21 protein-coding genes are annotated in these 22,199 nt (G+C 68.7%); 11 read left to right on the forward strand and 10 right to left on the reverse strand.

The genetic code is table 11. The features are described 5' to 3' along the window. Positions 1-190 precede the first annotated feature (190 nt). Complete coding sequence (locus O7621_RS05405) at positions 191-1,180, forward strand: hypothetical protein (protein ID WP_282233010.1); 990 nt, start codon at positions 191-193, stop codon at positions 1,178-1,180. Next, positions 1,177-2,118 (forward strand): hypothetical protein, encoded by a 942-nt coding sequence (locus O7621_RS05410; RefSeq protein WP_282233011.1) that lies wholly within the window; start codon positions 1,177-1,179, stop codon positions 2,116-2,118. The genes O7621_RS05405 and O7621_RS05410 overlap by 4 nt, the downstream gene beginning before the upstream one ends. Here the strand turns inward: O7621_RS05410 and murD are convergent. From murD to O7621_RS05445, 7 genes are all read right to left on the reverse strand, one after another. Further along, complete coding sequence (gene murD, locus O7621_RS05415) at positions 2,100-3,473, reverse strand: UDP-N-acetylmuramoyl-L-alanine--D-glutamate ligase (RefSeq protein WP_282233012.1); 1,374 nt, start codon at positions 3,471-3,473, stop codon at positions 2,100-2,102. The two genes, O7621_RS05410 and murD, sit on opposite strands and share 19 nt — an antisense overlap. 157 nt (positions 3,474-3,630) lie before the next feature. Continuing rightward, positions 3,631-4,287, reverse strand: a complete 657-nt coding sequence (locus O7621_RS05420) for a M15 family metallopeptidase (protein ID WP_282233013.1) — start codon at positions 4,285-4,287, stop codon at positions 3,631-3,633. Further along, on the reverse strand, positions 4,284-5,426 hold the full coding sequence (locus O7621_RS05425) for a D-alanine--D-alanine ligase family protein (protein ID WP_282233014.1): 1,143 nt from the start codon (positions 5,424-5,426) through the stop codon (positions 4,284-4,286). Before O7621_RS05425 ends, O7621_RS05420 begins: the two co-directional genes overlap by 4 nt. Then, on the reverse strand, positions 5,423-6,499 hold the full coding sequence (locus O7621_RS05430) for a pyridoxal-phosphate dependent enzyme (protein ID WP_282233015.1): 1,077 nt from the start codon (positions 6,497-6,499) through the stop codon (positions 5,423-5,425). The genes O7621_RS05425 and O7621_RS05430 overlap by 4 nt, the downstream gene beginning before the upstream one ends. A 71-nt stretch (positions 6,500-6,570) precedes the next feature. Further along, entirely contained in the window at positions 6,571-7,566 is a 996-nt protein-coding gene (locus tag O7621_RS05435; protein ID WP_282233016.1) for an acyltransferase, read from the reverse strand. A 296-nt stretch (positions 7,567-7,862) separates the two neighbouring features. After that, positions 7,863-8,921, reverse strand: coding sequence for a HAMP domain-containing sensor histidine kinase (locus O7621_RS05440; protein ID WP_282233017.1), 1,059 nt, complete (start codon positions 8,919-8,921; stop codon positions 7,863-7,865). Then, positions 8,918-9,583 (reverse strand): response regulator transcription factor, encoded by a 666-nt coding sequence (locus O7621_RS05445; RefSeq protein ID WP_282233018.1) that lies wholly within the window; start codon positions 9,581-9,583, stop codon positions 8,918-8,920. Before O7621_RS05445 ends, O7621_RS05440 begins: the two co-directional genes overlap by 4 nt. Before the next feature lie 292 nt (positions 9,584-9,875). Between O7621_RS05445 and O7621_RS29155 the strand changes: the two genes are divergently transcribed. Both O7621_RS29155 and O7621_RS05455 read left to right on the forward strand, forming a co-directional pair. Next, on the forward strand, positions 9,876-10,268 hold the full coding sequence (locus O7621_RS29155; protein WP_348775287.1) for a hypothetical protein: 393 nt from the start codon (positions 9,876-9,878) through the stop codon (positions 10,266-10,268). After that, on the forward strand, positions 10,265-10,963 hold the full coding sequence (locus O7621_RS05455) for a DUF2637 domain-containing protein (protein ID WP_282233020.1): 699 nt from the start codon (positions 10,265-10,267) through the stop codon (positions 10,961-10,963). The genes O7621_RS29155 and O7621_RS05455 overlap by 4 nt, the downstream gene beginning before the upstream one ends. A 294-nt stretch (positions 10,964-11,257) precedes the next feature. Here O7621_RS05455 and O7621_RS05460 read toward each other — a convergent pair whose 3' ends face one another. The 3 genes from O7621_RS05460 to O7621_RS05470 form a co-directional block, all read right to left on the reverse strand. Then, positions 11,258-12,625 (reverse strand): hypothetical protein, encoded by a 1,368-nt coding sequence (locus tag O7621_RS05460; RefSeq protein ID WP_282233021.1) that lies wholly within the window; start codon positions 12,623-12,625, stop codon positions 11,258-11,260. A gap of 412 nt (positions 12,626-13,037) precedes the next feature. Then, the gene (locus O7621_RS05465; RefSeq protein ID WP_282233022.1) at positions 13,038-13,988 is read right to left on the reverse strand and encodes an FAD-dependent oxidoreductase; all 951 of its coding nucleotides are present in this window, start codon (positions 13,986-13,988) and stop codon (positions 13,038-13,040) included. A gap of 15 nt (positions 13,989-14,003) precedes the next feature. Continuing rightward, the gene (locus O7621_RS05470; RefSeq protein WP_282233023.1) at positions 14,004-15,428 is read right to left on the reverse strand and encodes a hypothetical protein; all 1,425 of its coding nucleotides are present in this window, start codon (positions 15,426-15,428) and stop codon (positions 14,004-14,006) included. Positions 15,429-15,650: 222 nt separating this feature from the next. On the opposite strand from O7621_RS05470, the gene O7621_RS05475 reads away from it, so the two are divergent. Genes O7621_RS05475 through O7621_RS05505 form a run of 7 tightly spaced genes read left to right on the forward strand, consistent with a single transcriptional unit; the run spans position 15,651 to position 22,186 of the window. Further along, positions 15,651-16,550 (forward strand): radical SAM protein, encoded by a 900-nt coding sequence (locus O7621_RS05475; protein WP_282233024.1) that lies wholly within the window; start codon positions 15,651-15,653, stop codon positions 16,548-16,550. A gap of 17 nt (positions 16,551-16,567) precedes the next feature. Continuing rightward, positions 16,568-17,818, forward strand: coding sequence for a methionine adenosyltransferase (locus O7621_RS05480; protein ID WP_282233025.1), 1,251 nt, complete (start codon positions 16,568-16,570; stop codon positions 17,816-17,818). Continuing rightward, the gene (locus tag O7621_RS05485; protein ID WP_282233026.1) at positions 17,815-18,471 is read left to right on the forward strand and encodes a class I SAM-dependent methyltransferase; all 657 of its coding nucleotides are present in this window, start codon (positions 17,815-17,817) and stop codon (positions 18,469-18,471) included. Before O7621_RS05480 ends, O7621_RS05485 begins: the two co-directional genes overlap by 4 nt. Then, positions 18,471-19,229 carry a phytanoyl-CoA dioxygenase family protein gene (locus O7621_RS05490; RefSeq protein ID WP_282233027.1) on the forward strand — a complete coding sequence of 253 codons (759 nt, stop codon included), beginning with the start codon at positions 18,471-18,473 and terminating at the stop codon, positions 19,227-19,229. The genes O7621_RS05485 and O7621_RS05490 overlap by 1 nt, the downstream gene beginning before the upstream one ends. After that, on the forward strand, positions 19,226-20,209 hold the full coding sequence (locus O7621_RS05495) for an NAD-dependent epimerase/dehydratase family protein (RefSeq protein WP_282233028.1): 984 nt from the start codon (positions 19,226-19,228) through the stop codon (positions 20,207-20,209). The genes O7621_RS05490 and O7621_RS05495 overlap by 4 nt, the downstream gene beginning before the upstream one ends. A gap of 4 nt (positions 20,210-20,213) precedes the next feature. Continuing rightward, a complete protein-coding gene (locus tag O7621_RS05500) occupies positions 20,214-20,837 on the forward strand; it encodes an FkbM family methyltransferase (protein WP_282233029.1) in 624 nt (207 codons plus the stop codon). Continuing rightward, positions 20,834-22,186, forward strand: a complete 1,353-nt coding sequence (locus tag O7621_RS05505) for a hypothetical protein (protein WP_282233030.1) — start codon at positions 20,834-20,836, stop codon at positions 22,184-22,186. Before O7621_RS05500 ends, O7621_RS05505 begins: the two co-directional genes overlap by 4 nt. Positions 22,187-22,199 lie beyond the last annotated feature (13 nt).

The following is a 22,199-nucleotide window of genomic DNA, read 5'->3' on the forward strand; positions in this document are numbered from 1 at the left end:
ACCTCCCAGGTGACGTCTATGTTCAACGTCTACTGACGGACCGGCGAGCGGCCGAACCGGCTCGGCCGCCGGTCGACGTCCACGGCGTCCACTTTCCGAACGCGGCGATTCGGCAACGGCCGGGCACCGCCCTGGGACACCTATCATCGGTGGCGACCGAGCGCCTCGCCCGATGCCGCGTGGAGGATTCATGTCCGGCTTCGCACCCGTCCCACTTCCCGCCTGCGAGCCGAACTTCCAGCCGGATACGGTCGCCGCCGAGATCGAGACCTGGGTGTCCGCTGAGCCGGTACGGGCACTCGTCGACAGGTTCGGCGGCACCCTGCCGGCCACCGCCGTCGGCCCGCTGCTGACCTGGTTGAACGGCTTCTCCGGTGAGCACTGGGATTTTCGGAAGAAGGCCGCCGGGGTGGAACGCGACCAGGTCAGACCCCCCCACTTCGATCGGGCGACCGCGCAGTTGGTGACCGACGCGGCAACCGCTCTCCAACTGGTCGAGCCGCGGATGCCGACCCACCGGGAGTACGACCATCTGCTCGTCCTCGGCGGCCTGGGCCGGGCCTGCCTGCAGCGCACCGAGTACGCCGCACGGCTGATCGATCAGGGTGCGGTCGCCGTTGCCGAACTGGCCGCGCTGGGTAGTTTCCGGCCGCTGACCACGGCGGAACGGGAACTGCCCGAACTCGCGGACAGCGGGTACGAGGTGGACGCGATGGACGCCGGGGTGCGGGCCGCGTTCCGCCTCGACGGACCCGGGCGGCGCGAGTCGTCGGACGGCCCGGTCGACCACAGCTCCTGGTCGGTGCGCACCTACCGGTCACCGGCCGGTACGGCGGTCCGGGTGCTCGCCGCACCGTCCAGTGAACCGGCCACCCGCCGGGCCAACACCCCGGACACCTACGAGTTCTGGGCCCAGCGGGTCGACCTACGCGCCACCGACCGGATCCTGGTGGTCACCTCCCCGATCTACGTGCCGTTTCAACACGCCGACGCCCTGCGCATGCTGGCGCTGCGGTACGGCTGCGGAATCGACACCATCGGCTTCGACCCTGGCGCGGTGAGCGTGCCGCTCGCGCCCGGCGCCACCAGCCCGGACCGCTACCTGCAGGAGATCCGCTCCGGGCTGCTGTCCATGATGCGGCTGTACCAGGCTGCCTCCGCGCCCGCAGCCGTACGATGACCAGCGACTTCGCCCGCGCGCCGCTGCCGTCGTGCCGGTCGGGCGGCGACCGGGCCAGTGTGGCCGAGGGAATCGCCGGGTGGCTGGGCTCGGCCGCGATGACCGCCCTGCTGGCCGCGTTCGGGTTCCGGCTGCCGGCTGCCGCCCCGCTCGGCGACCGGCTCGCCGACGCCGCGCGTTTCTCCAGCCGATGGGACTACCGCAAAGGGAAGGAACGGCACCAGGCGGTCGGCGAGGAATTCGAGCCGGAACTCGACGCGCTGATCAGGCGGACCACCGCCGCACTCGGCCTGGCCGACTGCGCGACGCCGGCGGAGCGCCGGTACGACCACGTCCTCGTCCTCGGCGGCGGAGTCCGTACCATGCTGGCCCGGGCCCACCTGGCCGCTACGACGGTCCTGCGGGATGGGATCGGAGTGTCGGCCGTGGCCGGGCTGGGCAGCACCCGGCCGCTCGTGGGTCAGGCCGAGACAACCCGCGAGTTGGGGCTGCGGCCGTGTCCCACCGAAGGCGACGCGGTGGCGGAATCGCTACGCCGCGAGTTCGGTCTCGGTGAACCAACCAGTTGCCGGGACGGCGACGGCTGGTGGGTACGGGAGCACGTCGACGTTCGGCCTCCGGTGTCGGTACTCGCCGCGCCGTCGACCCGGCCGGGGATGCGCGCCAACACGGCCGACACGTTCGTCGGGTGGGCCGAGTTCCTGCCCGGAGCCGCCCGCGACGCCCGGCTGCTGCTGGTCACGACCGACATGTTCGTGCCTTTCCAGCACTGTGACGCGGTGCGGGTGCTCGGCCTCGGCTACGGCGCCACGATCGAGACGATCGGGTTCGCGACCGCGACCAGCCGGTGGGTGCAGCCCGCCGACACGTTCGAGGTGCTGCAGGAGGTCCGCTCGGCGATCCGCTCCATGCAACTGCTCTACGCCGCCGTGAACTGAATCGCCTCGCGGAACACCCGCGACTTGTGTTCCCAGTTGTCGTACCGTCCGTAGCTGGGTGCTGCGGGGGACAGCAGCACCACGCCGCCCGCCGGGGTGACCTCGCGGCTCAACCGCACGGCGTGCACCAGATCGCCGGTGGACAATGTAGTGATGCCCGGCAGGTCGCGCAGCAGGTCGAGGATCACGTCACCGTTGTCCGGCAGGCCGATCAACGTCGCCGTGATCTTGCGCTGCTCCAGGTAGTCCCGCAGCGGGGTGTAGTCCACCGCCCGGTCCAGACTTCCGCCGACGATCACGGTCAGCGGGCGGTCCGCGTATGCCTCGATCGCGTACATCGCCGACTGCGGAATGGTCGACAGTGAGTCGTCCACAAAAGTGAGCCCGGACGGGTCGGGCAGTTCGGTCATCCGGTACGTCAGTGGCGCGTACTCCCCGACGGCGCGGGCCAGGTCGTCGCGGTGGGTCAGGCAGTCGACGCCTTCCCCCTGCACCGCGGCCAGCGCCACGCAGAGGTTGCCCTCGTTGTGCCGCCCGACCGGCGCGAACAGGTCGCGTGGGAACAGCGGCTCGCCGGCCAGGAAAATCCAGCGCCGGCCGTCGGGATGCTCGGCCACATGGAACGAGTCCGGCCGGTTCCCAGCGACCAGCGGCAGCTCGAGACCGGCACCCAGCTGGTGCAGCTCGGCGGCCAGCCGCTCGTCCTGGCCGTTGTAGACGACCACCTCGGCGCCGTGCATCGCCACGTTGAGCTTGTCGCGGTAGTAGCCACTCTCGCTGCCCGACCAGTCGAGATGCTCCTGGAACAGCGAAGTCAACGCGACCACCCGGGGCGAGTCCTCGAGGTCGGCACACTGGTAGACGCTCAGTTCCAGCACGTACCGCTCCGACTCGGGCAGGGCGAGCGCCGCCACTCCGATGTTGCCGCCGAGGGTGGCCTGCCGACCGACCGCCGCCAACATCTGGTGGATCAGCGTCGTCGTCGTGCTCTTGCCCTTGCTACCGGTGACCCCGACAGTACGCGTGGCGTGGTCGGCCATCCACAGAGCGGTACCGCCGGTCACCACACCGCCCCGCGCTCGGTGCTCCACGATCCAGGGATGCGTCTGGCCGATGATCGGCGACCGGACGATCACGTCGATCGAGCGGAGCTGGTCGTGGGCCGCCTCGCCCTCGTACAGCGGCGCGATCTCGGCGAGCCGGCCGTCCCAACCGGTGGCGAGGAAGGTCGTCCGGTCCTGTACCGCGATCATCCGTGCGGGACCGTACGGGGCGATGGCCTCGGCGGCGGCGATCGCCTCCCGGCCAGTACCCCAGACGGCGACATGCCGACCTGTCAAGTCCTCCAGATGCACGGGCGCTCCTCGGATGCCGCCAGAAACCGGTGACCAGGGCTGTCACAGTACCGAGACGCCAGACGACCACAGTCGGGACGCCTCGGCAGTGAATAACATAGCGCCGTGACGTCCCTCGCGGAGCAGGTACCGCGCGCGGGTCAGCCTGCTACTACTACTACTCAGGTTCCGTCGGCAACCGGACCGGACCGTAACGAGTCTGCGGCGCAGCCGTCAGCAACGCCCAGTAACGGTCGCCGTACGACCAATGCCACCATTCGGTGGGATAGTTGACCAGGCCGGCCCCGTGCAGCGCAGTCGCCATGATCTGCCGATGCCGCCGAGCGGTAGCACCGATCGACGGCGCGGCCGTGAAGCAGGCGTCATCGCTGGCCTGCGGGGTAGCGTCCACCGCGGTGCCCATGTCCAGCTCGACGCCGGCTGTGGTGCACAGCGTAAGGTCCACCGCCCCACCCGTCAGGTGCGGAGCCACTTCCACCGGCGACACGAATTTCGTGGTCTCCCGGTGGAGGCGCTCCGGCGGCCAGTCCGGATGATGCCGCCGCAGGTCCTCCCGGTAGCTGGTGAAGATCTCCAGCTGTGCCTGGTAGGGCCGGTACCCCTCGACGATCAGTAGGCGCAGACCGTCCGGCAGGGTCCGCTGCGCCATCAGTAACCGCTCCACCACCGACTCGCGTAACCGGGCGTACCCGCCGGTCGGTTCGGCCGCCCGCCCGTCCAACCGCAACTCGGGCAACTCGCGCAGGTCGACCAGCGGCTCGCCATCGTCGGCACCGGGCACCGCCGCGACGCGCGCATCAGACAGGAGAATCACCGTCCGCCTCCTGCGTCAAGTCGGCCCACGTGCTGCGGCCCGTCCGCGTGCCGGGCAAAGGCCAGGGCGACCAGCCGGTCCAGGATCTCCCCGTAGCCGACCCCGGCCGCCGCCCACACCTTCGGAAACATCGAATGCGCGGTGAAACCCGGCATCGTGTTCAGCTCATTGACGTACAGCTCGTCGGCTGCCTCGTCGTACAGGAAGTCGACCCGGGCCAGACCCCAGCCACCGATCGCGGCGAACGCCCGCACCGACAGGTCCCGGACACGCTCGATCACCTTCGGAGGCAACGGAGCCGGAACGATCATGGGATCGGTGTCGCCGAGGTACTTCTGCCGGTAGTCGAACCAGCCACCGGTCACCCGGACCTCGCCGACCGTCGACGACTCCGGGCAGCTACCACCGAGCACCCCGCACTCCAGCTCCCGGCCAGACACGCCCTGTTCCACCACGACCAGCGAGTCGTGGCGCAGCGCCTCGTCAATTGCCGTCGTGAGGTCATCACCGTCGGACACCCGCGAGATGCCGATCGAGGAACCCATCCGGGCCGGCTTCACGAAGAGCGGCCGACGCAGCCCAAGCACCAGCTTCTCCGCGTCCTTCATGGCCCGGTAGGCAGCGGCGTCGAACGAGACATATGGGGTGACGGGCAACCCTTCGGCCCGCAAGGCTCGCTTCATCGCCACCTTGTCCATCGCGACCGCGGAGGCGAGGATGCCGCACCCGACGTACGGCACACCGACGGATTCGAGCAGCCCTTGCACCACCCCGTCCTCCCCGAACGGGCCATGTAGGACCGGGAAGATCACATCCAGTTCGACGGAGGACCGGCTGGGTGCCTCCAGCGCGGTCACCACCGCCGTGTGTGGGCGGACCCCGGGCCGCAGTTCCACGGCCGGACCGGTCACTGTCAGCCGGTCATCGATGGCCCGCCCGGCGGTCGTGCCGCCGACCAGTTGGGACAACACCGCTTCCGGGACGAGGCGCAGACCACGATTGCGGGTGATCCCGATAGCGACGGCGTGGTATCCGCCGTCGACCAGAGCTCGGACCACACCCAGTGCCGAGGCGCACGAGACATCATGCTCGGCCGACGGGCCACCGAACAGGACCCCGATACGAACAGGGGTACTCATACCATTGCCATCCTTTGCTCGGGTCGGGCGGCTGCCGTCAACTCGGCAACCAGCTCCGCGGTCACGTTTCCGCCGGTCAGCACCACGCCGACCGTGCGTCGCCGACCGTCATCTGCATGCTCAGTGGACGGTTCAGGTGCCCCCTCGGACGCCAGCGAGCGCGACGTTCCTTCGGTAGCGAGCCGCAACACACCGGCCAGACCGGCCGCCCCGGATGGTTCGACCAGGACCTTCAGTTCCAGCAGGAGCAGCCGGAACGCCGCTGCGATCTCGTCGTCGTCCACCTGCGCCGCCCCGCTCAGACGGGTGCGCAGGATCGCGAAGGGCAGCTCACCCACGCAGGACGGGCGCAGGCCGTCGGCGATCGTCGGCGCTGGTTCTACCGCGACGGGGTGACCGGCAGCCAGGCTGCGGGCAAGCGAGTCGGCACCACACGGCTCCACGCCGTACACCTTGATCGGCCGACCGGCCGCAGCCAGGCAGGCACCGGCCACGCCGCCGCCCCCGCCGACCGGCAGCACGAGTGTGTCCAGCGGAGTACCGGCCCGCTCAGCCTCCTCAATCAGTTCGAGGCTGGCGGTGCCCTGCCCGGCGACGACGTCCGGGTGGTCGTACGCATCGACGATGGGGTGGCCGGTCTCGTCACTGACCTGCCGCGCAACGGCCAGTCGCTCCTCGACCGTCGTGCCGGCCAGCAACACCGCGGCACCCGCCGCGCGCGCCCGGGCCACTTTCGTCAGCGTCGCGTCGACCGGTAGCACTACCGTGGCGGCCAGCCCGAACCGCTGAGCCGCCAGCGCAGTCGCCACCGCGTGATTACCGGTGCTCTGGGCGACGACGCCGCGGTGCCCCGCCGCCGCCAACCGACCTGCCGCCAGCAGCCCGCCACGCATCTTGTATGAGCCACCGGCCTGCAGGTTCTCGGCCTTGAGCAGCACCCGGGCACCGGCCAGTCGATCGATGGCCGGTGCCCGCAGCACCGGAGTGCGAAGCACCCGACCGGCGAGCCATCGGGCTGCCGCCAGCACATCGACCCGCGCCGCTACAGCTTCGGGCGGTTCGGAAAGGGACATGTCGTCTCCTCCAGGCAAATCAACTGAATAGCGTCGACCCGGACGGCCGGGTCGGCTGACGTCGGGCGACGTCAGTCGGTCGTTGTCGGTGCCGAGCGGTGTCTGGCCGCGCCAGGCAGCCGACGGAGTCGCCCCGGTAGGTCGAACAGCCAGGTCGCTCGCACCATCAACAGCAACCTGTGCAGGCCGAGGCTGATCACGAGCACTGCGACGGTGAACGAAAACGGGTAGCCGAAGGCGAGCGCGAGACGGCTCGGGCCGTCCAAGTTGGCAATCGGCTCGGCGACTAGTCGATGCAGCAGCGCCAGCACCGGCATGTGAATCACGTAGATCGGCAACGTCTGACGGCCGACGACGGCCAGCGGCTCGCCGACCGCAGGCCAACGGGCGAGCCGGACGGCTACGGCGATCCCGAACAGCACCGCGCAGCCGGACACCAGCAGCGCCACACCGAACAGCTCAGCGGCACCGGTCACCGCCACGGCAGCCAGTACCGCGGCGTACACCCCCGCCGTCAGCAGCAACCGTCGGGCGGTGATCGCGTCGGCCCACCGTCGGACGTAGCGATGCAGATGCAGACCGGCCAGAAAAAACACCAGATTCTGGTAGAGACCACCCCGGTTCCCAGGGGTGTCGATCAGGCCCGCTGCGGCGATGGCGCTCAACGAGCCCGCGGCGACCAGCAGGACCGCGGGGTGAACCCGCCGCAGTGTCTTCGCCAGTACGAAGTACAGCGCCAACGCGTGCAGGTACCAGAGGTTGGACGGAGTGACCGTCAGCTGCGCCAGCAGATCCCCGAAGTCACTCGCTCGATCGGTGGTGAAGTTCGGGGTCAGAGCGAGTAGAAGCGTGTGGATGGTCAGCCAGACCCCGTACAGGTAGAGGAAGCGGATAGCACGCGGCCGAGCGACTGTCCGCCAAGGGCGCTGCACCGCCGTCGCTGCGAGCATCCCCGAGATGGTGAAGAACAGCGGCATCCGCATCGGTATGAGCAGCTCACCAAACGTTCCCCAGACACCGAGCACCGGTACGTCGAGCCGCCAGTCGGTCTGAAGGTAGTCCTTCATAATCACGTGCCAGAGCAGGACCAGCAGGATGCAGCCGCCTTTGGCGACATCTACCCAGGCCAGCCTGGGACTAGCCGGGCCGGGACCAGCCGGGCTGAGACCGGGCTGGCTCGCGCCACTTGCGGCCCGGCTGGCAGATCTTTGCGTCGCGACGGGTACCCGGGTCGTCATGATCACTCCTGTCCGTCTGGGCATGCTGGTCCGGTTTGACAGGCACGCCGAAGGTCGGGACGCCGCCGTACGCGGCCCCGGTCACAAGCAGGGGATGGTGTTTCTGTGCCGGCAGATCAGCCGGGTCAGGGCGCGGTCGGCAGTTCGACCTCCACCCGTAGTCCGCCGTCCTCACCCGGGCGAGCAGCGATCAGACCATCGTGGACCTGAGTGATCGAGCGGGCGATGGCCAGCCCGAGGCCGGCTCCGCTGCTGTGGTTGGTCCGGTCCCTGGCCAGTCGGCGGAACGGTTCGAAGAGCCCGGCCACGGCCTCGGCCGGCACCAGCTGACCTGTGTTGACCACTGTCAGCGCCGGGCTGCGGCCGACGGTCACGGTGAGACTGCCACCCGGTCGGTTGTACTTGATCGCGTTTTCCACGAGATTCGTGACGAGGCGTTCCAGCAACGCCTGCTCACCCAGCACCGTCCGCGGCTCCAGGTGAAGCTGTACCGTCACCCCAGCCTCGGTGATCCGGTCCTGGTACGAGGCAAGTACCCCGGCGACGATCTCGTCCAGTTGTTGCGGCGTACGCGAACGCAGTCCCTGCTCGCTTTCACTGAGCGCGAGCAACCCCTCGATCAGCCGCTCGTTACGTTCGTTAGTTTGCAACAGTTGCCTGGTGAGTAGCTCCAATTGCTCCTCGGTCAGCGACCGGGCCATTCCGACTTCAATCAGCGTCCGCTGCACAGCCAGCGGCGTACGCAGTTCGTGGGACGCGTTCGCCGCGAACCGCCTCTGCCCCTCGTAGCCAGCGGCGATACGCTCCATCATCTCGTCGATAGCCTGAGCCAAGCGGGCCAGCTCGTCACTGCCTCGCGGCCGCAGCCGGTGACCGAGGTTCTGCGGCCCTACCTGCGCAATCGGTCCGGCAAGGTCACGCACCGGACGCAAGCACCATCGAGCAGCGCCCCAGATCCCGCCGACCCAGAGCAGGAGAATCCCCAGCCCGGTCAGCGGGACGGCCAGGAAGACGAGTTCCCGTGCTGGCTGGCACACCAGTCCCACCCCGGGCAGACCCGTCCGGCAGAGCCCGCCGGCACCCGACCGCAGCTCGCTGAAGAGCAGTACCGACATAGCGGGCAACGCGTACCCGGCCAGCAGGGCGAGTACGCCGACCACCACGATGCGCCATCGCGGGCTCACTTGGCCCCGCCAATGTGGTATCCGGCGCGGGGCACGGTGTGAATGATCTGAGGATCACCGAGCTTGCGGCGCAGCGTCATCACGGTGACCCGGACGGCGTTGGTGAACGGGTCGGCGAATTCGTCCCAAGCCTGCTCCAGCAGCTCCTCTGCGTTGACCACCCGGCCCTCGGCTCGCATCAGCACATGCAGCACAGCGAATTCCTTCGGGCTGAGGCTGACCGGCCGGCCGTCCCGCTCGACCGTGTGTCGAGCCACATCCAGCACCAGACCGTGTGCCTCGAGCACCGGCGGAACGGCCGGAGCGGAGCGCCGACCCAGCGCCTGCACCCGGGCGACCAGCTCGGCGAAGGCGAATGGTTTGGTGAGGTAGTCGTCAGCACCCAACCCGAGGCCCTCCACCCGGTCCCGGATGCCGGCAGCGGCAGTGAGCAGCAGCACCCTGGTGCCCGCACCGGACGCCGCGATGCTGCGGCACACCTCGTCGCCACTATGTCCGGGCATGTCCCGGTCCAGTACGGCGACGTCGTAACGGTTCACGCCGACCCGGTCCAGCGCGCCGTCGCCGTCGTAGCAGACGTCCACCGCTATCGAAAGGCGCCGCAGCCCTTCAGCGACGGTGTCCGCCAGCAGGCGCTCGTCGTCCGCCACCAGTACCCGCATGTCGCCACTCCCGATCGTTGCTGTCGGGCTCAGCCTTCCAGGCGGTGGTTAAGAGTTCTGTAAGCGCCGCCGTATCGATCAGCGGGTGGTGCCTCTGCTGTCCGTATGCGATCCGGTGCGACAACGTGCCGGTAGGGCGTGCCTCCCGGTCGTGACATCTGCGGAGGCCGCGAAGGCGAGATCGGATCACGTGAGTGGGCCGGAGGCACCACCATGCGAACCAACCGACGACCATCGCCGGTGACCCGCTGCCGCTGACTTTACCCAGCTCACGGACGTCGGGCGGTGCCCGATGACTCCGGCTCGCCGGGCCGAACTGCCGGTGCGGTTCGTTGACGCCCAAGAGATCAACCCGTTCGAGCTCCTTCTCAATCTTCATGGCCATGCTGTCGCCTGGACGCCGGGATCTGGTCGCGATGACGTCCTTGCGGAGCTGGCGTTGTCCGCAGCGGTGGTGTCCCGGTGGACGAGTTGGCAGCCTTTGATGATCCACGCCGCTCTGCGGGCCGGGGCGGACCCGGTGGACATCGCCGAGGCGACTGGCTTGGAGGTCGACGAGGTGGTCCGCCGGTGGCGGCGGTGGGCCGATGTCCAGACGCGGCTGGACATCGGTGGACGTTCGGCAGTGGACCCTGTTGAGGTCCGGGCCATCGAACATCGGCTCGGTCCGGGGGTGGTCCGGTGACGCCGACCCGGATCGCCCGCGACGTGAGCACGGTGGCCGTGGCCGGGATCGCCGCCTGGTCGTCGTGGAGCCATATGGTCGCGGTGGCCTTGAAATTCGGCGAGCGTCCCGAGGTTGCCTACGTATTGCCGATCTCCGTTGACGGCATGCTCATTGTGGCCTCCACCGTGATGGTCGACGATAGGCGAGCCGGCAGGCCTGTCCGTTGGTCGGTCCGAATCGCGTTCGTGGCCGGTGTGGCCGCCAGCGTTGCGGCGAACATCGCCGCCGCACAACCGACCCTGGGTGCCCGGATCGTCGCGGCGTGGCCGGCGGTGGCGCTGCTGCTTGTGGTGGAGATGCTCTCCCGCGCCCGGCCGGTCGTTCACGCGTCACTGCGAAGGGTGGAGGCCGAGGAGGAGCCTGGGGACAATCTCGGTTCGACCGATTCACGGGACATTCCTGAAGTGAGGCTGGTGGCCCGCGGTTCGGGGTTGCGTCCCGATCCGGATCAGATCCGCAATGAGGACAGGCAGGTCCGGCTCCGCAGGCCGCCACGGTCACGGAGGCGCGAGGATGTCGAACGAACGACCGAAAGGGTGGTCCGGCTACGAACGGAGCGTCCGGACGCCAGTCTGGCGGACATCGCGAGGGACGCCGGTGTGTCGGAACGGCATGTCCGCCGACTGCTGGCATCGCGAACACGAGAAGGGTGAAGCGTGGACGTTCGGATACTCGCCGAGGGCATCCCGTGCGTAGATGCCACGACTATCTGTGATCTTCTCGAGATTTTGTTGCTGCTCAGGTGAGGACGAGGAGGTCCAGGGCGTCAACCACGGGTCCGGTCTCACGTTGCGCTGCCTTGCGCAGTCGGGCCAGGCCTGCCTCGGCGAGCGCGCCGCTTCGCGCGCTCGCCGGCGCCGACGGCGTCAGTTCGGTGACAGCAGCTGCGGCGCTGCCGAGGACTACCGCACGGCGGGTGATCGCCGGCAGTGAACCGTTCGTTCTGTCTACACCGGTCGGCTGTCCGGCGGTAGGACGAGGTTCAGGAACTCGGCGTAGGCGTTCTCGCCAGACAGTTTTCCGTCCAGCGCGAGAGCCTGGCGCAGGGAGGAGCCGGTAATCTCGGGCGGGATACCCAGGCCACGCTCGGCCTCGCCAACGATCTCCGCGACGACGGCCCGGGCCTGCTCAGGCTCGTGCTGGATCAACCAGTCGAGCATCCGAGCAATCGCATGATTGATCGGATAACTCACCTTCTCGTTTAGCACCGTGCGCTGCCATTCGGCGAGCTCGAACAACACGGCGGCGCGGATCGTCGCTCCGAGATCGCCGAGGGGGACGATCCGGTCGAGGCTGGCGGCAGCAGTCCAGGCGACGTCGTGAGCGACGTCGCGCACCGCAGCCTTGGTACGCCAGCGCAGCGCGAACCTCTTGCGGTTTCTGTCTCGGTCCCACAGGTCGATGGCAAAGGCGTTGGTGAAGTAGTCCCACAGCCGGGCCACACCGACCGACAAGTTCTCATGATCGTGGTCGGCCATGGTGCGGGCGACGCCGTCGCGGGAGCGGCGGCGGGTTTCGGCCCAGTCCTCGGCGACCGGTCGGGACCACATGCTGCGCCCACCGACGGTGGCCTGCGCCAGCGGCACGTCGCTCTCGCCTCGGGTCTGGTAAGCGCGCAGAGTGCTGGCGCCGATCCCGGCGATCTCGGCGAGCTCGGCCACGCCGAGGAGCTGGTCCGCCGCGAGTTCCGGAGCGGTGAGGTGAACGACGCAGCCTGCCAAGTGCCGCCCTGACCCGTGCCGCAGCGCCCATAGCGCAAGGTCGTCACGCCAGCGGCGCGAGGCGACGGGCGTCATCGTGTCGGGGTCGAGATCAGTGATCGCCCACGCTGCGCCCTTCCCGGGGTCGCCCTGTGGCAGGTCAGCGGCACTGATCGTCAACGCGGCCGGGACTGGCCGGTTGACGTAGATCTCCCGAGCTCGGTCGAACACCTGCGACGGCCGGTACCACGTTGTGCCGTCCCACCAGTAGCCGCCGGCGCGGAACAGCAGCGCCTCGTCCTCGTAGGACATGTACGCGCTCACCACGTCCTCGTCGCGATAGAGCACCACCGACCGGCCGTGCTCGGGGTGCCAGCGCACCACCCAGCCCAGATCCGGTCGCAGGACGTCGGTTGTGAAGGCGACCCAGCCGCCGTCCTTGCATGGATCTGTACGGCCCCAGGTTCCGTTGACGCCGGGCTTGCGGCCGATCGCTTCGATCGCGTCCGGGTCGTCCAGCGGCAGGTGGGAGTCGTCAACGAACGGCAGATCCGGAATCGGGTGATCCGTTCGCAACCCGTTCCCCACCGCCATGTACTTGTACGACAGCGCCATAGCTCAGTCCTCCAAGCGGATGTGCTGTAGATAACTACAGCGTACACGTGACAAGATGCGCAGCATCATCTATGAATGAACACGTAAAGCAGACAAAGCAGGATTTTCGATCCTGGTCGAGTCAAGTCACACGTACTGGTTCCGCTGCACGCCGGCCGGACGGCGACGGCGTTCACGGCTTAGGCGACCTGGGTATCGATCTCCCGACGGTGCGCGGGGTTTCGACGTCCCTCGTCGTAGTTCGGGTACGCGCCAGGCTGCTTACCACATCCACATCCACATCAGCCGCCGATTGCCGGCCCGCTCCGGCTACCCGCCGGGCCACGGGTATGCCGCCGTCGACCTGGTCATCCGCCAGACGGAGACCGTTGCCAACGGGTGGGCTCCCAGAAGCAAGCCCGTATCAGACCAATCAGATTTGACGTGCGATCTCGAAGGCACAGCCCCAGGAAAGGGTGAAGCCGGCTCCGCCGTGGCCGTAGTTGTGGATCACCCGACTCCCGTTGAGCTGCTGCTCTTCGACGCGGACGTAGGCCCGGGTGGGGCGTAGGCCGACCCGGTGCTCGATGACCTGGGCGTTGCGGAGGCGCGGTTCGACATCGGCGCAGCGGGCGATGATCGCGGCGGCGATGTCCGGATCTGGTTCTCGGCTCCAGTCGCCAGGTTGAGCGGTGCCGCCGAGGACCAGGGTCTCGCCCTGCGGGTAGAAGTGCAGCAGATCCGGTGAGAGCGCGGTGTCTTCAGAGAAAAACTCGGTGATGCCGGGATTCTCGACGACGACGAGTTGGCCTCGGATCGAAGCGAGTTCTGGGTCGGGCACGAGGTCACGGGCGCCCATCCCGGTGCAATTGACGATCAGCGGAGCGACCTGAACGGGCTCGTCGAAGGAGCCGATCCGGCGGAGGGCGATCTCCCCACCCGCTGCCTCCAGCCGCTGTAGCAGGTAGCCAAGGTAGACCGGCATGTCGACCAGCGGCGCGGTGTATCGCCATCCGGTGGCGAATCCGTCCGGTAGCTCGCTCGGCTTGCACATCCGGAACCCGTCGAGCTGGTTGCCCCACTCCGGCGGTTCGACGGGCTTGCGGGACGCCTCGATGCCGGAGACAAGCCGTACCCCGGTCATCGGGTCTGTGGCGAGTTGTCGCAGTGTCTCCAGTGTCTGGGCGCTCCAGACGCGGACCCGGTCGACGGGTTCGACGAGGTAGGGGCCCCACATTGCGCCGGCGGCGTACGAAGTGGTTTGCTCGGGTGGCTCGGCTGCCCAGATCTTGACCCGTAGTCCGGCTTCGGCGAGGCAGATGGCGGTGGTTAGGCCGGATACACCGGCACCGATGACTAGGGCGTCGAGATCGGTGCGGGCCATCGTTTGACCGTAGTGTCAGGCGGGTTGGCGCGCGAGCGCGTTCTCAAGGTCGGGGAGCAGGTCGGCGACGCTGTGGTTCCGCTTCCGTCGGCGGAGTTCCTGCGCGAGTGTGGTGAGCAGTGCGGTACTGCGGGGTGAGCGGACCTGTTCGAGCCGGGGTAGGGCCATCCGGGTTACTGCGCAGGCGTCGTCGAGCTTGCCGTGGGCGGTGTAGCCGAGGGCGAGCCAGGCTCCTTCGTAGAGGGCGCGTCGCTGGTAGGGGACGTCTGGTCGGCGAGCGTAGGCGCCGGTGCGCAGGAGCGTTTCGCCTTTGCGGAGCAGGGCTCGCCCGTCGGTTCCTCTCCCGCTGGCCACTACTTGTCGTCCGGCGAGGATCATGGCGTAGCCGGCCTGGCAGTCGAGGTGGTTCGGGGTGAGGTAGTACATCCATTCTGGGTCGCGGTCGGGATGCCGTTTCGCGAGCTGGTCGTGGGACTCGGCCCAGGTGCGTTCGCACTGGTCGACGCGTCCGGCGGCGGCGTGGGCGTACGCGAGGCGGGACAGCACGGACGCCTGGACGGTCGCGGCGGACCGGTCGGAGATCCGGCGGGCGGCATTGCCGAGGCGTAGGCCGTCGTCGGTGTCGCCGAGTGAGGCGGCCTGGAATGACAGGTCGGCGAGGATGTGCGCTTCCATGGATCGGTATCCAGCGTCGTGCGCGGCACGCAGGCCGGTGAAGTAGTACCGCTGGGCAAGCCCTTGCTGTCCGGCGTCGAACGCCTTCCAGCCGGCGAGTTGGGCGAGGTCGGCGAGGGCGACCAGGAGCCGGCGGCTCGTGGCGTCGGTGTGGCCACCGTCGCGGAGTACGAGCAGGACCGCGCGGACCTGGGCGCCGACGTAGCCGAGGCCGGCCGCGCCGCCGCGTTCGTCGTCGAGTAGTTGCAGGCGCGGCACGCTGGCTTCGATCTGTTCGACGAGTGGGTCGTCCGGTGTCGCGGTCGGGAGCGTGGCCCCGCCGGTCGGGAGGTGCACGTCGAGGTAGATGTTTACTGCCTGGGCAAGGGCGGCCCCGGAGACTGCGAGGAACATTCGCCTGTCCACCAGTCCTCCCAACAGCCAGTCCTCTGCGACCAGCATGGTGCTCGCGAGGTTCCACGATCCGTTCATGCCGATGCTGGCCGCCATCACCAGCGTGCCATCTGTGGCGGCGGGCTGCCCGTGCCAAAGGTCCCCTGCGGTCACGATGCGGCCGAGGCGGCGGGAGATGACGTAGGCGGTCAGTGCCGGTAGTGGCGGGCGTGGGATGCCGCCGGCGTCGCGCCAGTGGTAGGGCGCGGTTTCGGCGAGTGTGCCGGGTCCGAACAGCCGGTTGATCTCGCGAGCGAGAGTGCGCGGGGTGAGGCCGGCTTCGGCCATGTGCGCGGCGAGGGCTTGGTTGGTGCGCTCGGGTGACGATCCCATCGGCTCCTCCGCAGGGGTCAACCGACGGTACCGCGAAGCCGCCAGATCATGTGTCCGCTGTGGCCAATGCAAGTTGACGCTCTTGACGCGTTCATCCCCTGCCTCGGCGGTACCGGTTCGCGGTCTGCTGGATGCGTCCCCGCCGGCGTACCGCCGAGAAGGGCTGCGCCGGCGGGTGAACACCTCGACGGGCGAGCGGAGGACCTGATGCGCACTTCGGCGATGACCCAGACCAAACCTCCATGGGACTGGGAGTTCGACTGGCACCTGACGAACCGCTGCAACTTCTTCTGCGAGTACTGCCACCCACAGATCCGGTTCGTGCTCAACCGCAAGCACCTCGACGAGCCGACCCCGGACCTGGTGGTCCGTCGCTTCGACGAGCTGGGCAAGGTCTGCCTGGTGCACATGTCCGGCGGCGAGCCGTTCATGTTCCCCGGCTTCGTCGAACTGTGCCGAGGGCTGGCCGACAACCACTTCATCAGCATCAACACCAACCTCGCCTCCGACGACATTGCGGAATTCGCCGACCGTGTCCCGGCCGGCCGGGTGGCGAAGATCGTCGCCGCGATCCACCAGCCCGAACGCGAACTGCGCGGGCTGGAACTCGACGCCTACGCCCGCAACTACCTGATCCTGCGACGCGGCGGGTTCGACGTGACCGCCCTGTACGTGCTGTATCCGCCGCTGCTCGGTCGGTTCGCCGCCGACCTGGATCGGTTGCGTGAGCTGGGCGTGGACCACATCCGAGCCAAGGTATTCAAGGGCGTACACGAGGGCATCCGCTACCCGGAGGGCTACACCGACGAGCAGAAGGCGTTGGTGCTGGCGAACTCCGGCGAGTACGTCTTCAACCGGCCCTACCTCGACGGGATGCTCTCCTTCCGAGGCCAGGCGTGCACCGCCGGTGTCACCTCGTTCAAGGTCACCGTCACCGGTGACGTTCGCCGGTGCGCTTCGGTGCCTACCGGCTACGGGAATCTCTACGACGGCACCTTCCGGCCTGCCGACGTCAACGAGCCGTGCCCCGCCAAGCGGGTGCTGGTCCTGTCGCAGTGCCTGTCCTACCTCGTCGATCCTCCGGTCCGCCCCGAGTTGGGCGTCGACTCGGACGACCGCTGACCACGAAGGGCGTTCCCATGCAGATCTCGATTCGTCACGCCTGCGTCGACCCGGACGACCAGCCGTTCGACGTCGCCGAACGCAAGGGCGTCGGCCACCCGGACAGCCTCGCCGACCTGGTCGCCGACGCCTTTTCTCAGCGTTACTCATCCTGGTGCCTGCGCGAGTTCGGAGCCATCCCCAACCACTGGGTCGACAAGGTCAACCTCGTCGGTGCCGCAGCCGACGTCCGCTTCGGCGGCTTCGACATCCTCAAGCCAGCCGACTGCTACCTCTTCGGCAAGATCACCGATCAGGTCGGTGACACGCAGGTGCCCGTCGAGGACATCTTTCGGGCAGTCGTCCTCGACATCCTCCCGACCGCACTCGGCGACTACCGCATCCTCGAACACCTACGCCTGCACATCAACAACACGCGCGGCACCGCCGTCGACCACGACCCGAGGTTCTACCGCCCTGACGAGGCATTGGACATCAACGCCGTGCTCGCGACCGAGTCCGTCGCCAACGACACCGTCGTCTGCGTCGGCACCGGCCGACGCGGACTCGCCGCCGATCTTGCGATACGGCTGGAACGACGGCTCACCAGCGAGGGATTCCGGCAGGTCGTGCCGGGCGCCGGTACCGATGTGAAGGTCATGGTGGTCCGGATCGGGTCGGCACTGGAGGTCACGGCCGCTGTGCCGTTCCATCCCGAACTGGTCGGCTCCTGGACGACATACCGCACAGCACTCGCCGAGGCGCAGAGCACCGTCTCCGCCGAGTTGAAGTCTCTGCTCGACCAGGATCCCCGGTCCCGGACCGTGACCGGCCTGTCGCTGCATCTCAACACGAAGGATGTGCCGGGCCGCGGCTACCTGGCGCCGTTCGGCACTTCACTGGGCAAGGGCGACTGCGGTGCGGTCGGGCGAGGCAACCGGTACAGCGGCGCCATTGAGCCGCTGCGCCCGGCGAGCGGCGAGGCACCTGCCGGCAAGAACGCGGTTCACCATGCCGGCAAGATCTACACCGCGCTCGCTGCCGAGGCCGCCGAGCGGGTGCTGGCCGAAACCTCCGTGTACGCCGAGGTCACCATCGCCGCCCGCAACGGCGGCCAGCTCGACGATCCGGCACACGTCCTGGTTTCAGTGGACCGCGAGGTCGACGCCGCGACCGTGGCCGAGATCGAAGAGGCGGTGCGGCGCACCGTCGCCGGGGCTGCCACCTTCGCCTCACGGTTCCTCGCCGCCGAACCGCTGGCCCGGTTCCGCAACGGAGTCCCGCTATGACCACGAAGGCACTGTCCGATGCGCACATGATGCACCTCGCCGCTCTCCGCGCCCAGTCTGCGGTGATCGACGCGGAAGGCCTACGCATCGGCTCGCAGTACGTGATGTTCTTCGCCGAGGCAGACCTGATGCGCGAGCACGTCACCCGCCTCACCGAGGGTTTCACCCGCCCTAATGTGTTGGAGGTCGGGCTCGGCCTCGGCGTGTTCGCCACCCAGCTTCTGGAACGTGAGGTCGGTTCGTTCACGGCGATCGAACCTCACCCAGAGGTCGCGCTGATGGCGCGAACACGGGTGGTCGACGCCTTCGACGTGCCGGTGCGGGTGCTCGTCGACCCGTGGCAGCTGGTGACACTGCCAGCCGACGCCTTCGACGCCATCATGTACGACACCTGGCCGCCGGACGGACATGCCGACTCCGACTTCGCCGAGTTCGTCGCCCACGTCGCGATGCGCTGCCTCCGCCCGGGCGGCCGGTTCAGCTTCTTCCACAGCGGCACCTCGATCGGCCCGGCTCGCCGTGCGGTCCTCGACCGGCACTTCGTGAGATGGACCGCCTACCCGCACACCATGCCGGCAGAGCAGACCTCACCGCACTGGACCAAACCCAGCCGCGACTTCCTCGTCCCGATCGCCACGAAAGGCGGCGCCTGATGGCCTCTCCGATCGCGCCAGCGGTCTCCGCACAGCAGATCGACCGGTTCGCCTCCCACGGTTACCTCGTCCTGCCGGACCTGGTCCCGCCCGCCACTATCCAGAAGCTTCGCGTCGAGGCCGACACGCTCCTGCGGGACCGGCTTGCCCGGATGGTCGCCAGCAGGACACTCGACCCACGCGTCACCTGGTGGCGTCTCGCCAGCGGCGTGCCGTACGTCCTCAAGGTCAAACCGGTGGTCGACCTGTCCCCAGCCGCCACGGCGATGGCGGACAGCCTCGCGTTGCGTGGTGTCGTCGCCGACCTGCTCGGCGCGCCACCGAAGCTGATGGACAACAAGCTCATGTACAAGCAGACCGTCGACATCACCGCCGGATGGGCGACGCTTCCGGTACTCGGTGAAGAGGTCCGCAAGCACACCGACGCTGCCTACTACGCGACCCGCGGCTACCCGCGAGTGCTCACCGTCGCCGTCTGCCTCGACCCCTGCACCGAAACGGCCGGCGCGCTGCGGGTCTGGCCCGGCAGCCACCGCCACACCACCACGATGATCCCGACCGCCAATCAGGGACCTGTCGTACCCGACACCGCCGCACCCGACGAGGCAGCCCTGACCCTGGTCGCCGAACCCGGCTCGGTGTTGATCTGGGATGCCGCCTTGGTCCACGCCAGCGGACCCAACACCTCCGGCCACCCACGTCGACTGCTCGTGCTCGGCTACAGCCCCGCCCACCCGGACAACGGGGAGCCGCGATGAAGATCCTCGTGCTCGGCGGCACCCGATTCGTCGGCCGGCACATCGTGGAGGAATGCCTCCGACGCGGAGACGACGTCACCGTGCTCTACCGGGGCCGCTCCCCGTCACCCTTCGCCGGCATCGCCCGCCACGTCCTGACCGACCGACGCGCGCCAACTGTCGAAGCCGCCGCCGTCCTCGCCGAACCGTGGGACGCGGTCATCGACACCAGCGCCCGCGACGTCGACGACCTGAGCCCCGTGCTGCCCCTACTCGGCAACGTCGGTCAATACACCTTGCTCTCCACCTGCGGGGTGTATCGCAGAGCACCCAGCCGACACGGTTTGACCGAACGGGCAGCCACGATCCCAGCTGACGCCTCCCACCCGGTACGCGCATCCGCCACCCGCAAACTGCGCTGCGAGCGATACGTCCGGCGTCGCCTCGACCGGATCAACGGACCCTTGCTGATCGCCCGCCTCGGCTTGGTCATCGGCCGGTACGACGACAGCGACCGCCTCGCCTACTGGCTGGAACGCGCCCTGCGCGGCGGCGACGTCTTGGTCCCGATGGATGACCGCCAGGTCATCCAACTCATCGACGCCACTGACGTTGCCCGCTTTCTGCGCGACGCCGTCGACCAGCAACTCACCGGCGTCGTCAACGTCGCTGGTGCCCGAACCGACGCCCGGACCCTGGTGGACACGGTCCTGACCCGCGCCGGCCGCGCCGTCACCCCCTGCCGGGTCGGCGAGGAGTTCGCCCTCACCCACCGCCTACAACCATGGACCGAAATCCCACTGTGGCTACCCGCCAGCAGCCCTGAACTGGCGCTCATGTCGGTCAACAACAGCCGCGCCACCGACGCCGGCCTCACCCTCCGGCCCCTTCCCGACAGCATCACCGACGCACTCGGCTGGCAGGCGCTGCGGCGCGGCTGGTCACAGCGCTGGCTCGACCACGCCCGCGAGCGGGACCTGATCCAGCGGTGGCGGGGGTGACGACATGCTGCCCTACACCCAACCCGCGCCGTACCACTCCCAATGGGGCGAGGACCGCTGGCTCGCCGAGCACTACCACCTCCCGACGCACGGCGTCTTCGTCGACATCGGCGCTGGCGACGGCGTACGCGGCAGCAACAGCCTCTACTTCGAGAACCGCGGCTGGCGCGGACTCTGCGTGGATGCCGACCCCCGCAACCACCCACGGCTCCGATGCCGCTGCTGCGCCGTGGACACGTGCGCCGTGTCCGCCACCCCCGGCCTCTGGCCATTCGGCATGTACGCCCACAAACCATCCTGGTCAGGTCTGCAGCGGCGCGGTACGGACTACCAAGAGATCCTCGTCGCGTGCCGCACCCTGGAAGACCTCCTCGGCCAGTGGTGCATCGACCAAATCGACCTGCTCAGCATCGACGTCGAAGGCACCGAACTCGACGTCTGGAACTCCTTCGACCACACCCGTCACCGGCCATCCATCGTCATTGTCGAGTTCGACGACGACCACCCCGACCGGCACCGCCGCACCATCCACCGCCATCTCGGCTCCGACACCTACGAGCTGGTCCACGAGACACCAGCGAACCTGATCCTGCACCGAACAGACCGACCATGGCGGCGACGCCGATGACCAGGCCCGCACTACCGATCAACCAGCTGCTACCCGACGGCAAGGTCATCGTTGTCTGCGGACGCGCCGACGACGCGGCAGCCTGGCAGGATCTGCTCGGCCCAGCCCGGTGCCTCGCCCTCGCCCTGGACGACGCGCCACCCGAGACCCGCCGCCACGCACTGCCCGGCGCATCCAGCCACCTCGCCTGGCAGCACCACGCCATCGGCGGGCTCGACGGCTCCGGCTGGCTCGCCGGGCCGGCAGACGCCTTCGACCCCGACAACGCCGCAACGCTCGTCCTGCCCGACCCGCTCGATCCGCCGCATGCCGGCGTCCGTAGACGGATCGGCGTCAGACAGCCCGCGTGGCGGCTCTTCGAAGACAAGACCGTCGTCGACACGCTCTGGGATGTTGCCGGCTTTCCCCGAGCACCGTCGGTCATCAGCGACGGCACCGCTGACCTCGCCACGCTGGGGGCGATCGTCGACCAAGGCACCGGAGTCGTCTGCTCCTGCCAGCCCGTCGGCGCCGGCCCGTCGGCCGGCGGCGACGGTATCTGGTGGTGGCGCGATGGTCCGCCACCGGCAACCATTCCCACCGCCAAGCCCGGAGCCTGGCGAGTCCGGCTGATGCCGCTGCTCGAAGGCGTCCCCGTCCGCCTGCACGGGCTGACCCTCGCCACCAGGGTCATCCCGTTCCCGCCCATGGAACTCGTGACACTTCCTCGGCCTGGACAGGGGACCTTCCTCTGCGCTGGTGCCGTTCCCACCCTCGGGGACACCGCCGACCTCGTCGCCCAGACCGAACGGATCGGGGCCGGTCTACGCGAACGTCTCGGCTACCGGGGCGGCTTCTCCGTCGATGGCATCCTCACCGCCAGCGGCTTCCTCCCCACCGACCTCAACGCCCGGCTTACCTCCGCTATGGAAGCGGCGCCCTCCGCACGTCGAGTCCTGCTGCACGCGGTCAACCTCCTCGCGAGGGACGGGATCGAGCCTGGCACCAGCGTCGTCGAACAGTTGGTGGCGGAGATCTTCGCCGCCGGCGCCACCTGCACGATCTTCGGCGCCGCAACAAGGGCCGACGAGAGGGCCACTCAGGAGGCGTCGGTCCGCTGGGATGGCGACCGGCTGGTTTCCGATCCGAGCGGAGCCGATGGGGCTCTCGTTGTCACCCCGTCCCCGCGCGGTTGGCTGCTGACCGCGACCCTTGCCACCGCCCGGCTGCCGGGCGGTGGCCGGGTCGGGCCCCTGGCACCCGAGGTCTTCCGAATCAGCGACGAGGTTCTCGGCACCAATTTCGGCAACCTCGCACCGCCATTCGACACGCAGCCGACCACCTGCCTCCCGAGCCCCCGGGCGGCGTAGGAGACGCGATCGC

Origin of the sequence: Solwaraspora sp. WMMD937, from assembly GCF_029581175.1 — a bacterium.
In the GTDB taxonomy this organism is placed as follows: domain Bacteria; phylum Actinomycetota; class Actinomycetes; order Mycobacteriales; family Micromonosporaceae; genus Micromonospora_E.